Raw genomic sequence first — 14160 nt, 5'->3', positions numbered from 1 at the left:
AGGCGCACACGACAACAGCGGCAGAGGGAGCGGGAGTTGGAAGAGCCACGGACCCGGCGGCGGGGCGACGGGTCGCCCAGTGCGCGCACGCTCGCGCTCACCGTCCTCGGCGAGTACGTCCGCTATCCCGGCGACGAGAAGGTGTGGTCGGGGGCCGTCGTGGGCGCGCTCGGCGCCTGCGGTATCGGTGAGGCGGCGACGCGGCGCGCCCTGACACGGCTCGCGCGGGAGGGCTGGGTGCGCACGGAACCGGCCGGGCGCAGGACCCGCCTCGTCCTGGAGCCCCGCCTGGTGACGCTGCTCACCGCGTGGACGCACCGGCTGGAGCGCGCGGTCGACGAGACGGCCTGGGGCGGCGAGTGGCAGCACCTGCTGCTGCGCGTACCGGCCGGACAGTGGCGCGAACGGGCGCTGGTGGAACAGCAGTTGGCGTTCGAGGGGTTCGGACCGCTCGGGCAGGGCGTGTGGGTGGCCGCCGACGCCGGTGGTGTGCCGGTCCTGCGTGAGCTGCTGCACGAGCAGGGCCTCGCCCCGTACGCGCTGTGGCTGACGTCGCGCACCCCGGACGACGCCCGGCTCATCGAGCGGGCCTGGGACCTGACCGCGGTCCGGGAGAGCCACGAGCGGTTCGTGGCGCGCTTCGGTGACCTCCGCGCGGCGGAGTACGCGTCAGGCGACGCGGCCGCCTTCGTGGCCAGGACCCGCCTGGTGCACGCCTGGCGCGGGACGTTCGAACGGGATCCGCGGCTGCCGGGCGCGCTGCTGCCGGACGACTGGCCGGGCCGCGCAGCGACCCGGCTGTTCGTCGACGCGTGGCGGGCGCTGCGGGAGCCCGCCGACCGCTACTGGCGCGGCCTCACCGGGAATCAGGCCGCAGGTGGTGTGTAGCCCTTGGCGACCTCCGACTCCTGCGCCTCGCGCACGACCTTCATGCCGCCGGTCACCGACTTGTCGGGCTGAAGGATCACCGACTGGTTCGAGGAGGGGGCCTTCGGGTCGCTGAAGTCCTGGGTGACGCCGAAGCCGTTGTCGAAGGCGTCGATCGTCAGGAGCGCCTTGTCGACGCCTTCGCGGGTGAGGTCCTTGTTCGCGCAGGCCTTCTTCAGGGCGTCACCGAAGACGGAGGCCGCGGTCCAGCCGGCCACGACGCCGTTGTCGAGGGAGTCCTTCGGATAGGCCGCCTTGTACTCCGCGACCAGCTTCTGTGCCTTGGGTGTCTCGGCGCCGATGGGCAGGGACGGGGACGCGACGTAGTAGTTCTTCATCAGCGCGGGACCCGCCTGGGTCGCGAGGAGCTGCGGGGCGAAGGCCGAGTTGTTGCCGATGACGGGCACGTCGAAGCCGCCGGCCGCGGCGACGCCGACGAGGGAGGCCGCCTGGCGCGGGCCCGCGCTGATCACGATGCCCTTCACGCCTGCCTTCTTCAGGGCGGCGACCTGTGCGGTCATGTCGTTGTCCGTCGGCTTGATCTTCTGCTCGACGACGGTCAGGCCGGACTTCCCCGCCATGTAGCGGGAGCCCTTGAGCGCGCTCTCGCCGTAGTCGCCCTCGAAGTAGACGTGCCCGAGCTTGTCGCCCTTCTCGAGGCCCTTCTCCTTCATCAGGAAGTCGATCGCGTTGATCGTCTCCAGGTCGTACGTCGAGCCGATGACCCGGACGTACGGGCTGCCGAGCAGGCTCGCCGACCAGGCCTGCGGCAGGACGAGGCCCTTGTCCTGGCTGTCGATGCGCTGCTTGACCGCGGCGACGAACGGCGAGCCGATGAACTGGGTGAAGCCGAGCACCTTCGGGGCCAGTTCGGTGTATCCGGCGACGGCCTTCTGCGGGTCGTAGCCGTGGTCGCGGACGGTGAGCGACAGCTTGTAGCCGCAGATGCCGCCGGCCGCGTTCGTCTGCTTCACGTACAGCTGCTGCGCCTGGGTGACGCTCTTGCCGAGGGTGGCGTAGACGCCCGTCATGTCGGTGAGGGCGCCGAGCGTGATCGTCTTCCCGGAGATGCCCTCTCCGGTCCTGACGCCGCCCGCGCCCGCCTTGCCGCCCTTGCCGCCGTCACCTCCGGTGTCCTTCGCCTTGGAGCTGCACGCGGTGAGCGCGAGCAGGGTGGCGGCCGCCAGCGCGGCGGCCCTGAGGGTGGTTGCGCGGGACGTCATGTGTCCTCCTGGGGAGTTGGCCTGCCGTGCCGGGCGGTGATCCTCACCAGGCCGCCGGGCAGGAAGAGCACCACCGCCACGACGGCGGCGCCGTAGAGGTACCGGGCCGCCTCGCCCGGTGCGATCCCGCCGGTCCCCGGCGCGGAGACGAGCGGGAGCAGGTCGCTGTAGCGCGTGAGGACCTGGGGCAGCAGCGAGACGAAGGCCGCGCCGATGACGGCGCCCGACACCGAACCGAGCCCGCCGATGACGATCATGGCGAGGTAGTCGAGGGACAGCGTCATGCCGAAGTACTCGGGCACGGTCCGCTGGAAGACGAGCGCGAGGAGCACCCCGGCGAGGCCCGCGTACATCGACGACAGGACGAAGACCGCCGCGCGGTAGCGGGCGACGGGCACACCGATGACCCCGGCGGCGACGCGGTGGTCGCGGATGGCGTTCATGGCGCGTCCCGGGCGGCCGCGCAGCACGCCGCGCGCGAAGAGTCCGCCCGCCAGGAGCAGGACGAGCCCCAAGTACCAGAGTTTCTCCGCGGACCCGAACGGCACGGCGGCGACGACGAGTTCACGGTCGTCGAAGGTGAGCCCGAACAGGCTCAGGGGCGGCACGTCGCGCCCGTTGAAGCCGCCCGTCAGGTCGCGGGCGTTGAAGAGCACGTGCTGGCCGATGAAGATCAGGGCGAGGGTGGCGATGCCGAGGTAGGCGCCGCGCAGACGGCCCGCGATGGGGCTGAAGACGCCGCCCGCGACCCCGGCGACGAGGACCGCGAGGACGGCCGCGAGCCAGGTCGGCAGCCCGAGCCCGGTCAGGCCGTCGGCCGCGTCACGGTCTCCGGCGAACACGCAGTACCCGTACGCCCCCACGGCCAGGAAGAAGGCGTGGCCCATGGAGAGCTGGCCGGTCGCGCCGGTGAGGAGGTTGAGGCCGGTCGCGCCGATCGCGGCCGCCATCGCGAACAGGCCCGCCTGGAGCCAGAACCGGTCGACGTAGAAGGGCAGGGCGAGCAGGAGGACCGCCCCCGCGGCCCACAGGTAGGTGCGGCGGCGGGCCGGGAGCGCGGGCCGGCGGACGGACCTGCGCGCGGGCCGCTCGGTGCGGGTGACGGCCTCAGACACGGGCGAGCTCCTTCGTCCCGAAGAGGCCGGCGGGCCTGATGAGCAGGATGGCGGTCATCACGAGGTAGGGCGCGACGTCGCCCAGCCCGCGACCCATGAAGGTGAGTTCGCTCTGGTATCCGGTGGCCATGGACTCGGTCACGCCCACGAGGAGGCCGCCCACCAGTGCGCCGGTGGTGGAGTCGAGCCCGCCGAGTATCGCGGCGGGGAACGCCTTGAGCGCGGCGAGCGACGTGGCGCGTTCCAGGCCGGGCGTCGGGAAGACGGTGAGGAAGAGCGCGGCCACGGCCGCGAGTCCCCCGGCCACGGCCCAGGCGCCGAGCGAGACCCTGCCCAGGCGTACGCCCATCAGCGCGGCGGTCTCCTGGCTCTCGGCGGCGGCGCGCATCGCGACGCCCCACGACGTGTACCGGAACGCCAGCAGGAAGACCGTGATCAGGAGCGCGGCGACCACGAACGCGGCGATCCGGGTGTGGGCCACGGAGACCTGGCCGACGGTGAGCACGGCGTCGCCCCACGGGTCGCCGAGGGAGAGGACGTCGGTGCCGAGGCGGCGCGTCAGCTCCGTGGTGAGCAGGATGTCGACGCCGATGGTGACGATGGCGAGGACGGCGTGGTCGGAGCCCCGGTAGCGGCGCATCACGAGGAACTCCACCGCGGCGCCCACGACGGCGGCGCCCGCGATCCCGGCGAGCAGCGCGGGCCAGAACCCGAGGCTCTCGTGCAGCGACGCGGTGATGTATCCGCCGGCGAGGAGCAGCGAGGCGTGCGCGAAGTTCACCACTTCGGTGGCGCGGAAGATGACGACGAAGCCGAGGGCGATCAGGGCGTAGACGGCCCCCAACGAGAAGCCGTTGAGGAGGAGTTCGACGAAGGTGCTCACGACGCGGTTCCCTCTCCCAGGTAGGCACGGACGACGGCGGGGTCGTTCTGTACGTCGTCCGGGGTGCCGTCGGCGATGAGCCGGCCGAAGTCGAGCACGGTCACGGCGTCGGCGAGCCGCATCACCACCCCCATGTCGTGTTCCACGAGGACGATCGAGATGCCGAGGCTGTCGCGGACGCCGGCGATGACACCGGCGGTACGGGCGCGCTCCCGCGCGGTCATCCCGGCGACGGGCTCGTCGAGCAGCAGGAGGCGCGGCTCCATGCACAGGGCGCGGGCCAGTTCGGCGAGCTTCTGCTGCCCGTACGGCAAGGAGCCTGCGGGGCTGGCGAGTTGGCGCTCGATGCCGACGAACGCGGCGATCTCCCGGACGCGTTCGCGGTGCCTGCGCTCCTCGCGGGCGGCGGCGGGCAGCCGCAGGCCGGCGGCCAGGAACCCGGCGCCGGTCAGCCGGTGCCTGCCGAGCATCAGACAGTCCTCGACGGTGTCGCGGGGCGGCAGCGCGAGGTTCTGGAAGATCCGGGCGACGCCGAGGCCGGCGATGCGGTGGGCGGACATCCCGGTGAGCTCGTGCTCGCCGAAGCGGACACTGCCGGCGGTGGCGCGGTAGACACCGGACAGCACGTTGAAACAGGTGGACTTCCCGGCGCCGTTGGGCCCGATGAGGGCGTGGACGGTGCCGGGACGGACGGTGAAGCCGACGGCGTCGAGGGCGGTGAGGCCCGAGAAGCGGACGGTGAGGTCGCGGACGTGGAGGGGCGGGACGTCGGGGGCGACCGGGTCGGGCTGCGCGTCGTTCGCGTCCGGGTCCGGCTCCTGTGGCATCCGTGCGGGCTCCGCAGTCATCGCGGACCTCCCCAGCGGGGCAGGGACGGGAGTGTCCCGGCGCCGCGGGTCGCGTCGGCGGCCGCCGTCTCGTCCACGACCCCCAGGTAGCGGCGGCGGATCTCGTCGGACGCGGCGAGGTCCGGCGCCGGGCCCTCGACCGCGACCTCTCCGACGTCGAGGACGTACGCCTGCGAGGCGAGGCGGAGCGCGAGGGCCGCGTTCTGCTCGACGAGCAGGACCGAAGTGCCCTGCTCGTTGATCTCCAGGACCGTCTCGGCGATCCGCGCGGCCATCAGCGGGGCGAGGCCCAGGGACGGTTCGTCCAGGAGCAGCAGTCGAGGCGAGGCCATCAGGGCCCTGCCCACGGCCAGCATCTGCTGCTCGCCGCCGGACAGGAGCCCGGCGCGCTGGGCCGCGCGGTCGGCGAGGACCGGGAACAGTGCGTGGACGCGGCGCAGGGCGGCCGCCTTCGCCGCGCGGGAGCCGGCGGAGCCGAGCGCCCCCGCGCGCAGGTTGTCGGCCACGGTCATTCGGGCGAACACCCGCCTGCCCTCCGGGACTTGGGCGATCCCGGCGGCGACGACCCGGTCCGGGGCGAGCCCGTCCAGGGCCCGGCCGCGAAAGCGCATCGTGCCCGCGGTGACCGCGCCGCGCTGGAAGCCGAGGGTGCGCGAAATCGCCCTCAGGAGCGTCGACTTGCCGGCTCCGTTGTTCCCGAGCACCGCGACGACGGCGCCCTCGGGCACGTACAGGGACACGTCGCGCAGGGCGCGTACGGGCCCGTAGCCGACGGACACGCCGTCGACGACCAGTCCGGAATCTGCCACCCGTACCCCCTAGGTGCCGTGTCTCATGTGCCGTCGCTCGCCCGATGGAGCGGGCCGGTGCGCCGCGTGGCGCTCACCCCAGCACCGCCGGGGCGGCCCGTCCACGGGACGCGGGCGAATCGCTGCGGGTGACCAGCGCTCACCGGCGTCGGTTGTGCACGGGCACAACACCCCGTGTCAGGGGCCTGCCGGGCGCGGCCGTGCGGTGGCATCCTCCGCACGGGACCACCGCGCGACTGACGTGCCGCGGTGGACCGTGGGGAGGAGCGATGAGCAGGCGCAGGCCTCGCACCGGCCAGGACTGGAGACTTCTGAGCCAGACGTGCACGGAGTTGCTGGAGCGGGTGCCGGAACTGGTGGACGAGCATCTGCGCCAGCTCTCCGCGTACTCGGAGGTGTACGGGCGGGTGCTGCCGTACGACGTCCATTGGCGCGAGGCCGAGGAGGCGATACGCATCGGCATCGAGACGATCGTCGCCCCGCGCACATCGCCCCGTCGGGACCTGGAGTACGCGGAGGAGTCGGGCCGGCGCCGGGCCGGTCAGGGGCTGCCGGTCGACCTGCTCGTGCACGCGTACCGCAACGCGGGCTATCTGGTGTGGGACGCGCTGCTCGAGAGCCCCGCCGGGCAGGACCCGGAGAAGCTGGCCGTGCTCATGCGGTCGGCGACGACGGTGTGGGCGGCGGTGGACGCGCAGGCCGCGGCGGCGGCCGAGGCGTACCGCGCCACCGAGATGGAGCTGCGGCGGCGCACGGACGAGCAGCTGCAGGCGCTCCTCGACGCGCTTCTCGAGGGCAGGCCCGCGCCGGGTCTGGCCGCGCGGGCCGCCGCCGGGCTCGATCTGCCGGAGCACGGCCCGTACGCGGTGGTGGTGCTGCGCGTCGACCGGCGCGACGGGCGCGAGGCGTTCCACCGACGGATCCAGAACCCGGGGTTCCGGTTCATCTGGCGGATGCGGACGGACTGCGAGGTGGGTGTGGTCGCGCTCGGCAGCGGCGAGGGGCTGGACGAGCTGGCGGCGCTCCTGGACGGGCGGTGCCCGGGGCCCGGCGGGGTCAGCCCCGTGGTGGCCGGTCTCGCGGAGCTGGGGCACGCGCGGCGGCTGGCCGAACTCGCCCTGCGCACCTGCCCGCCGGACGCGACCGGGATCGTGCGGCTCGACCGGCGCATGCCGACGGCCCTGGTGGTCAGCCAGCCCGAACTCGCGGGCCGCCTGGTCACGGACGTGTTCGGCGAGGTTCTCGCCCTGGAGCCGGGCGACCGGGCGGTGCTGCTCGAAACGCTCGACGCGTGGCTGTCCTGCGAGGGCTCGGCGGGCCGGGCGGCGGGCCGCCTCTACTGCCACCGCAACACGGTCTTCAACCGCCTGCGCCGCCTCGAACAGCTGACGTCCAGGTCGCTGTCGCGCCCCCGCGACCTGATGGAGATGACCCTGGCCCTCGACGCCTACCGGCTCTCGCCGGGGTGAGGATCCCCCTCACCCCGGCGCGTGTTCAGGTCACACCAGGAAATCGCGGGCGACCCGCTCCGCCACGGTCTCCAGGATCGGGCCCGCCTCGGCGATGGCACGGGCCACGTCCGGCTCCACGTCCGTGAGGGCGTAGGCGCGGCGGATGCCCGCGCGGCCCAGGGCCTCCGGGGGAAGGGTGAGGCGGCCGCAGACCGCCACGACCTCGACGCCCGCCGCACGGGCCGCCGCGGCGACGCCCGCCGGGGCCTTGCCGTGGAGCGTCTGCTCGTCGAGGGAGCCCTCGCCCGTGATGACGAGGGTGGCGCGGGCGAGCGCGGGCGCGAAGCCGAGGACGTCGAGCATGACCTCGATCCCGGCCCGGAAGCCCGCTCCGAGGCCGACGAGGGCGCCGTAGCCGATGCCGCCGGCGGCTCCGGCGCCGGGCGAGTCGGCGTATTCGAGTGCCTTCGGGCCGATCGACTCGGCCAGGACCCGCGCGAAGTGGGCCAGCGCCGCGTCCAGGGCGGCGACGTCGTCCGACGTCGCGCCCTTCTGCGGGCCGTACACCGCGGGCGCGCCCTTCGGGCCGGTCAGCGGGTTGTCGACGTCGCTGGCGAGGACGATCTCCACATCGGCCAGGCGCGGGTCGAGCCCCGACAGGTCGGCCGTGGCCAGGTCGGCGAGGGCCCCGCCGCCCGGGCCGACGGGCTTGCCGTCCGCGTCCAGGAAGCCTGCGCCGAGCGCGGCCAGCATTCCGGCGCCGCCGTCGGTCGTGGCGCTGCCGCCCACGCCGAAGACGATGGAGCGGGCACCCGCGTCGAGCGCCGCGGCGAGCAGTTCGCCGGACCCGTACGTGGTCGAGGTCAGCGGCGCGAAGACGCCTTCGGGCAGCAACTGGAGCCCGGACGCCTCGGCCATCTCGACGACGGCCGTGCCGTCCCGCAGGGCGTACGCCGCCGTGACCTCGTCACCGAGCGGCCCCGTGACCCGTACCTCGCGGCGCTCGAAACCGGCCGCCACGGCCGCGGCCACCGTGCCGTCCCCGCCGTCCGCGACGGGCACGGACTCGACCGTCACCCCGGGGGCGATCCGCCGCAGGCCGGCCGTGACCCGCTCCGCGACCTGCACGGCCGTGAGCGAGCCCTTGAACTTGTCCGCGGCGATGAGCACGTGCTCCGCCGTCACTCCAGCGTCCGCCACCTTGCATTCCCCTTGCTTTCACGCCTTGCTCGCGCAAGGCAGTCGCGCCGCTGCGACCTTAACCGGAGGTGGGGGCCGCTGCCCATGGCTGTCCGGTCCGCGAAACGGCGCACCCGGACGATAAGTCCTGCTATACCCGCTCGAACCGGGGCGCCATGAGCGCGGAAATGATCGATCAGCCGGACGCGGTCCGCGGACGTCCGGCATACGGCGCGGAACGCCTCGCCCCACCGCGGCCCCTCATCGGGTACACCAAAGGCATGAACCCAGTGGGCAGCGACCTCCAGGACCGGGTGCTCGGCGGCTGGCTCGGCCGGATCGCCGGCAACATGCTCGGCAAGCCGGTGGAACAGGGCGAGCACTGGACCCGGGCGCGCATCGACGGCTATCTGCGGGCGGCCGCAGCCCTGCCGCTCACCGACTATCTGCCCGGACCCGCCGACGAGTCCGACGGCCTCGCGCTGCGCCCCGAGTGGGAGCGGTGCGTGCGCGGGCGGATCCACGGCAGCTGCCGGGACGACGACGTGGACTACGCGATCCTCGGCCTGCACCTCCTGGAGACGCACGGCTTCGCGTTCTCCACGGAACAGGTGGGTGATCTGTGGCTGATGAGGCTGCCGTATCTGCAGACGTTCACCGCGGAGCGGGCGGCGTACCGCAATCTCGCGAACGGCCTGAAGCCGCCGCTCACGGCGACGTTCGACAATCCGTACCAGGAGTGGATCGGCGCGCTGATCCGTGCCGACATCTTCGGCTGGACGTGTCCCGGCGATCCGCGCCGCGCGGCCTCCCTCGCGCGCCGCGACGCGGTCCTGTCCCATTCGGGCAACGGCGTGTACGGCGCGATGTGGGCGGCGGCGCTCGTCGCGGCGGCGTTCACGGCGCCGGGCCCGCGCGCCGCCCTCGACACCGCACTCACCGTGATCCCGGCGAGCAGCCGGCTGGCCCGTACGGTGCGCCGCACCGCCACGCTCCACGAGTCGCGGCTGAGCTGGGAGGAGACGCTCACGACGCTGGAGGAGGAGACGGCCGGGCTCGGCTGGATCCACACGGTCCCGAACGCGGCCGTCATCACGGCCGGGCTCCTGTACGGCGACGGGGACTTCACCCGCACCCTCGCGCTCACGGTGCGCGGCGGTCTGGACACCGACTCGAACGGCGCGACGGCCGGGTCCGTGGCCGGTGTGCTGTGCGGCGCCGCGGCGATCCCGGCGCAGTGGAAGGACCCGCTGGAGGACCGGGTGCGCAGCGCGGTGTTCGGGTTCGACGGCGCGCGGATCAGCGAACTCGCGGCGCGCACGGTCGAGTTGGCCGACGCGTAGCCCGGCGGCCCCGGGCCCCGGCACGCGGTCGTTAGGCTTCCCGCATGACTGCCTCTGCCGACTTCGCCGCGTACATCGCGGGCCTCCCCCGCGTCCTGTGCGGCGCCGCCGCACTCTTCCGTGACTCCGAGGGGCGCGTGCTGCTCGTCGAGCCGAACTACCGCGACGGGTGGGCGCTGCCGGGCGGCACCGTCGAGTCCGACACCGGGGAGACCCCGCGCCAGGGCGCCCGGCGCGAGACCGCCGAGGAGATCGGCCTCGACGTGGAGCTGGGCCGGCTGCTCGCGGTCGACTGGGTGCCGGGCACGCCCGCGCGGCCCCCGCTCGTGGCCTATCTGTACGACGGCGGGGTCCTGGACGAGGACCGCCTCAAGGCGATCAAGCTCCAGGAGGAGGAACTGCTCTCCTGGCGCCTCGTGGACCGGCCCGACCTGCCGGAGCACCTGCCGGGCTCACTCGGCCGCCGCGTCGTGGCGGCCCTCGACGTCCTCACGCGGGGCGAGGGAGCGGCCGAACTGGAGGACGGCAACCGCGTGAGCTGACCCGGCCCGGTACGGCGCACGCCGATATCGCCTCGCGGTTCGCCCGGAGGGACGCCTACCCTCGGCGGCATGAGCACGCAGCCTCTCGTCGCGATTCTCAGTGGTGCAGGCATCTCCACGGACTCCGGGATCCCGGACTACCGCGGGCCGAACGGTCTGTGGCGGCGCGATCCGGAGGCCGAGAAGCTCGTCACGTACGAGTACTACATGGGCGATCCCGAGATCCGGCGACGGTCGTGGCAGATGCGGCGGAAGAACCGGACCCTTGCCGCCGAGCCGAACGGCGCGCACCGGGCCGTCGCCGATCTGGAGCGGGCCGGTGTGCCCGTGCGGGTGATCACGCAGAACGTGGACGGGCTGCACCAGCTCGCCGGGATGCCCGCCCGCAAGGTCCTCGAACTGCACGGCTCCGTACGGAGTTTCGTGTGTACCGGCTGTCATGCGCGCGGGCCCATGGAGGACGCCCTCGCCCGGGTCGAGGCCGGGGAGGACGATCCGCCGTGCCTGGAGTGCGGGGGGATCCTCAAGTCGGCGACCGTGATGTTCGGGGAGCGGCTCGATCCGGCGGTGTTGGGTGAGGCCGTCGCGATCACGAAGGCGTGTCAGATGTTCGTCGCCGTGGGGAGCAGTCTTCAGGTGCAGCCCGCGGCAGGGCTCGCCGGTGTTGCCGCGGATCACGGGGCGCGGCTCGTCATCGTCAACGCCGAGGCGACGCCGTACGACGAACTGGCCGACGAAGTGATCCGCGAACCCATCGGCACCGCGCTGCCGAAGCTGCTGCGCCGACTCGGCACGGCGCACCCCTAGGGTCTTTCGTCCGGATCAGGCCGGCCCCCGCGAGCCCGGCGTGATCCGGACGGGCCGCCCTAGGGGCGGATCCCGTCGCAAGCGATGGACAGATGCCGCGGCCCGCGCAGCACGGCGTTCTGCCGGTACGGCGGCGGGTCCTCCAGCAGACGGGGGTTCTCCAGCCGCCGGGCCAGCTCCGACAGGGCGAACTGGGCCTCCAGCCGGGCCAGTGGTGCGCCGAAGCAGCTGTGGATGCCGCTGCCCAGGCCGAGGTGCTGGATGTCCCGGCGGTCGGGGTCGAAGCGGTCGGGGTCCTCGAAGCGCTGGGGGTCGCGGTTGCCGGACGCCAGAACCAGCCACAGCGAGGCGCCCTTGGGAATGGTGACGCCACGGATCTCGATGTCGGCGAGGGTGGTGCGCTGCGGCACGAGTTGCACCGGCGGCTCGAAGCGCAGCAGCTCCTCGACGATGGGCACGGCCAGCTGCGGATCCGCACGCAGCCGCTCCAGGACATCGGGATTGCGCAGCAGGGTCAGCATTCCGTTGGTGACGAGATTGACGGTGGTCTCGTGCCCCGCGATCAGCAGCAGCGCCGCTGTGCTGAGCAGTTCCATCGTGGTCATCGCCCCGTCCTCGCCCTGGGCTGTCGCGAGCTCGGAGAGCATGTCCTCCCCGGGGTTCCTGCGGCGCTCCTCGACCAGGCCGGCCAGGTACATGCCCAGCTGCATACGGGCGTCCTGCGCGACCTTGTCCCGCTCGGCCGGATCCGCGTCCGGGTCGGGGTCCAGGCCGGCGGCGATGGTGTCCGCCCAGGTGTGGAAGCGTGCCTCGTCCTCGCGCGGCACCCCCAGCAGCCGGCAGATCACGGTCACCGGGAAGGGGTACGAGAACTGGTCCACCAAGTCGATCCGGCCCGGGTCGCCGATGTCGTCGATGAGGCCGGAGACGATGCCGTGCAGCTCTTCGCGCATCCCGTCGACCCGGTGGGGGGAGTGCGGCGGGCCGAAGGGGCGGTTCGTCATGCGTCGCAGCCGGTCGTGTTCCGGCGGATCGAGCCGGAGGAAGCTCGGCGGCAGGGCGCTGTCCCCCTGGGACTCCTGGGCCAGCGGGTCGCGGGTGGTCGAGGCCAGATTGCGGGCGTCGGAACTGATCCGAGGATCGTGCAGGAGACTGCGGATCTCGTAATAGGTGCTGATGACGTACGGGCCGTCGGCGTCGTGGTAGACCGGCGTCTTCCGCAGCTCTTCGTAGATCGGGTACGGATCGGGGCGGTTGGCGTAGTCCAGGACCTGGTGCAGCAAGGATGGCGTCATGGCGAGTCCTCGTGGCCGTGCGGGTCAGTGCGCGGGGGTGAAGGTCATCCGGCGGTCGGCCGGCGAGTATCCGCTGAGGGTCACGGTGGGTCCGTGGGTGGGGACCGACGGGTCGGGGAAGTCCGCGTCGACCGGCCGCTGTCCGTCCGAGCGCCGGTCGACCGTGGCGAACGGCGGCGGGAACGGCGCGGTGGTCTCGATCAGCTCCTGGTAGAACGGCAGCCACCGGGCATGGTCGAAGGCGACCGCGCCGATGACGCGCCCCTGATACCCGTAGACACCGACGAACCGCTGATCCTGCAGCGAGCCCTGCGAGATGAGGATCTCCGTCCCCAGCGACGGCACCCCGACGGACTTGATGTTGACTCCGAACTGCGCGGACCAGAAGGCCGGCACCTCCATGTGGGGGATCCGGTCGGTGCTCTCGCTGAGCATGTTGTGCGCCGCGATCCGGGCCTGCGAGACGGCGTTGCCCCAGTGCTCCAGGGACAGGAACTGGTAGCCGAACAGGGCGTGGGGGGAGCGGGCGACGTCGCCCGCCGCATAGATGTCGTCGGTGACTATTCCGCGGATGTCGAAGGCGCGGCAGCCGGCGTCGCAGGCGATGCCGCGGGGGCCGGCCCCGAGTCCGGATCCGGCGAGCCATTCGGTGTTGCGGACGGCCCCGAGCGAGACGATCACCACGTCGGCCTCCACGGTGGAGCCGTCGGACAGATGCGCGGCGCGTACCCGTCCCGAGGTGTCGCCCTCCAGAGCGGTCACCATGACCCCGCATCGCAGGTCGACACCGTGCTTGCGCTGGAGCTCGGCGGCGACCGCGCCGACCACCCCGCCGAGGGCGCCGACCAGGGGCGCCGAGCCACGCTCGGCGACGGTGACGGGGAGGCCGCGTTCGCGGCAGGCGGAGGCGATCTCCGAGCCGGTGAACCCGGCCCCGATGACGAGGACCCGCTTGGGTCCCGCCTCGAGCTGGCGCGCGAGGGCGGCGCTGTCGTCGCGGGTCCGCAGGACGAAGACGCCGTCGAGTTCCGCCTCGGCCTCGCGCGGCCAGGGTCGTGCCCGGACCCCGGTGGCGATCAGCAGCCGGTCGTAGGGCACCTCGTCACCGTCTGCCAGCCGCACCCGCCTCGCAGCCCTGTCCAGGCCGGTGGCCGGGACACCCAGCCGCCAGGTCACGTCGACCGACCGGAGCCTGGGCAGTGCGGTGCGGTCGGCGGCCGCCCTGCCCAGCAGCACCTGCTTGGAGAGCGGGGGCCGGTCGTACGGCTCGTGGGGCTCGTCACCGATCACGGTCAGGGAGCCCGCGAAGCCCTCGGCCCGCAGGGTCTCGGCAGCGCGCAGGCCGGCCAGCGAGGCGCCCACGACGACGATGCGGCCCTCGCGTTTGAGCCGTTCCAGGGATCCGTCACCGGGCACCGGACACCGCCTCGGCCGGTACGTCCACCGCGTCGACGAGGATGGCCTGCACCGGGCAGGCCGCCGCGGCCTGGGCCAGCTTCGCACGCTGCGCCTCGTCGGCCTCCGGGGCGTACAGGAGGGCCTCCTCACCGTGCATGGCGAAGATCTCGGGCGCGAGGAACGCGCACTGCGCATACCCCTGACAGCGGTTCAGGTCGACGGCAATCCTCACGACGGGATCGGTCCTCTCCAACGGCCCGGTCAGTCCCCTGTGACCACCCTCGGTGGCGGGACGGGCCGCGGCGACGAGAAGGCGACCGTTCGAGTGAGCGGTGTGGTC

At 73.2% G+C, this 14160-nt stretch carries 14 protein-coding genes; 5 read left to right on the top strand and 9 right to left on the bottom strand.

The window, feature by feature from the left end; genetic code table 11:
* Positions 1-36: 36 nt before the first annotated feature.
* Complete coding sequence (locus ACZ67T_RS02410) at positions 37-888, top strand: PaaX family transcriptional regulator (RefSeq protein ID WP_469981108.1); 852 nt, start codon at positions 37-39, stop codon at positions 886-888.
* On the opposite strand, the gene ACZ67T_RS02405 is transcribed toward ACZ67T_RS02410, so the two are convergent.
* From ACZ67T_RS02405 to ACZ67T_RS02385, 5 genes are read right to left on the bottom strand one after another with little or no spacing between them, the layout of a single operon-like run.
* Positions 867-2150 (bottom strand): ABC transporter substrate-binding protein, encoded by a 1284-nt coding sequence (locus ACZ67T_RS02405; RefSeq protein WP_469981107.1) that lies wholly within the window; start codon positions 2148-2150, stop codon positions 867-869. The genes ACZ67T_RS02410 and ACZ67T_RS02405 overlap by 22 nt on opposite strands.
* On the bottom strand, positions 2147-3265 hold the full coding sequence (locus tag ACZ67T_RS02400) for a branched-chain amino acid ABC transporter permease (protein ID WP_469981106.1): 1119 nt from the start codon (positions 3263-3265) through the stop codon (positions 2147-2149). The genes ACZ67T_RS02405 and ACZ67T_RS02400 overlap by 4 nt, the downstream gene beginning before the upstream one ends.
* Entirely contained in the window at positions 3258-4148 is an 891-nt protein-coding gene (locus ACZ67T_RS02395; RefSeq protein WP_469981105.1) for a branched-chain amino acid ABC transporter permease, read from the bottom strand. Before ACZ67T_RS02395 ends, ACZ67T_RS02400 begins: the two co-directional genes overlap by 8 nt.
* Positions 4145-4975 (bottom strand): ABC transporter ATP-binding protein, encoded by an 831-nt coding sequence (locus tag ACZ67T_RS02390; RefSeq protein ID WP_469981371.1) that lies wholly within the window; start codon positions 4973-4975, stop codon positions 4145-4147. Before ACZ67T_RS02390 ends, ACZ67T_RS02395 begins: the two co-directional genes overlap by 4 nt.
* Positions 4976-4992: 17 nt before the next feature.
* Positions 4993-5805: an ABC transporter ATP-binding protein gene (locus tag ACZ67T_RS02385; RefSeq protein ID WP_469981104.1), complete on the bottom strand. Its 813-nt coding sequence runs from the start codon at positions 5803-5805 to the stop codon at positions 4993-4995.
* Between the two features lie 269 nt (positions 5806-6074).
* On the opposite strand from ACZ67T_RS02385, the gene ACZ67T_RS02380 reads away from it, so the two are divergent.
* Complete coding sequence (locus ACZ67T_RS02380) at positions 6075-7274, top strand: PucR family transcriptional regulator (RefSeq protein WP_469981103.1); 1200 nt, start codon at positions 6075-6077, stop codon at positions 7272-7274.
* Positions 7275-7304: 30 nt separating this feature from the next.
* On the opposite strand, the gene ACZ67T_RS02375 is transcribed toward ACZ67T_RS02380, so the two are convergent.
* Positions 7305-8456: a glycerate kinase gene (locus ACZ67T_RS02375; protein ID WP_469981102.1), complete on the bottom strand. Its 1152-nt coding sequence runs from the start codon at positions 8454-8456 to the stop codon at positions 7305-7307.
* Between the two features lie 260 nt (positions 8457-8716).
* Here ACZ67T_RS02375 and ACZ67T_RS02370 point away from each other — a divergent pair, with 260 nt between their 5' ends.
* The 3 genes from ACZ67T_RS02370 to ACZ67T_RS02360 all read left to right on the top strand — a co-directional run bounded on the left by ACZ67T_RS02370 (position 8717) and on the right by ACZ67T_RS02360 (position 11127).
* Positions 8717-9778, top strand: coding sequence for an ADP-ribosylglycohydrolase family protein (locus ACZ67T_RS02370; RefSeq protein ID WP_469981101.1), 1062 nt, complete (start codon positions 8717-8719; stop codon positions 9776-9778).
* A gap of 44 nt (positions 9779-9822) precedes the next feature.
* Positions 9823-10320 carry an NUDIX domain-containing protein gene (locus tag ACZ67T_RS02365; RefSeq protein WP_469981100.1) on the top strand — a complete coding sequence of 166 codons (498 nt, stop codon included), beginning with the start codon at positions 9823-9825 and terminating at the stop codon, positions 10318-10320.
* A gap of 69 nt (positions 10321-10389) precedes the next feature.
* Complete coding sequence (locus ACZ67T_RS02360; RefSeq protein ID WP_469981099.1) at positions 10390-11127, top strand: SIR2 family NAD-dependent protein deacylase; 738 nt, start codon at positions 10390-10392, stop codon at positions 11125-11127.
* 59 nt (positions 11128-11186) lie between these two features.
* On the opposite strand, the gene ACZ67T_RS02355 is transcribed toward ACZ67T_RS02360, so the two are convergent.
* From ACZ67T_RS02355 to ACZ67T_RS02345, 3 genes are read right to left on the bottom strand one after another with little or no spacing between them, the layout of a single operon-like run.
* On the bottom strand, positions 11187-12422 hold the full coding sequence (locus ACZ67T_RS02355; RefSeq protein WP_469981098.1) for a cytochrome P450: 1236 nt from the start codon (positions 12420-12422) through the stop codon (positions 11187-11189).
* 24 nt (positions 12423-12446) lie between these two features.
* Positions 12447-13838: an NAD(P)/FAD-dependent oxidoreductase gene (locus ACZ67T_RS02350; protein ID WP_469981097.1), complete on the bottom strand. Its 1392-nt coding sequence runs from the start codon at positions 13836-13838 to the stop codon at positions 12447-12449.
* The gene (locus tag ACZ67T_RS02345; protein ID WP_389524403.1) at positions 13828-14052 is read right to left on the bottom strand and encodes a ferredoxin; all 225 of its coding nucleotides are present in this window, start codon (positions 14050-14052) and stop codon (positions 13828-13830) included. Before ACZ67T_RS02345 ends, ACZ67T_RS02350 begins: the two co-directional genes overlap by 11 nt.
* Positions 14053-14160: the final 108 nt, after the last annotated feature.

Source organism: Streptomyces sp. NPDC107517, assembly GCF_055582645.1.
The sequence above is the reverse complement of the archived record's forward strand: the minus strand, read 5'-3'. Positions and strand labels throughout refer to the sequence as shown.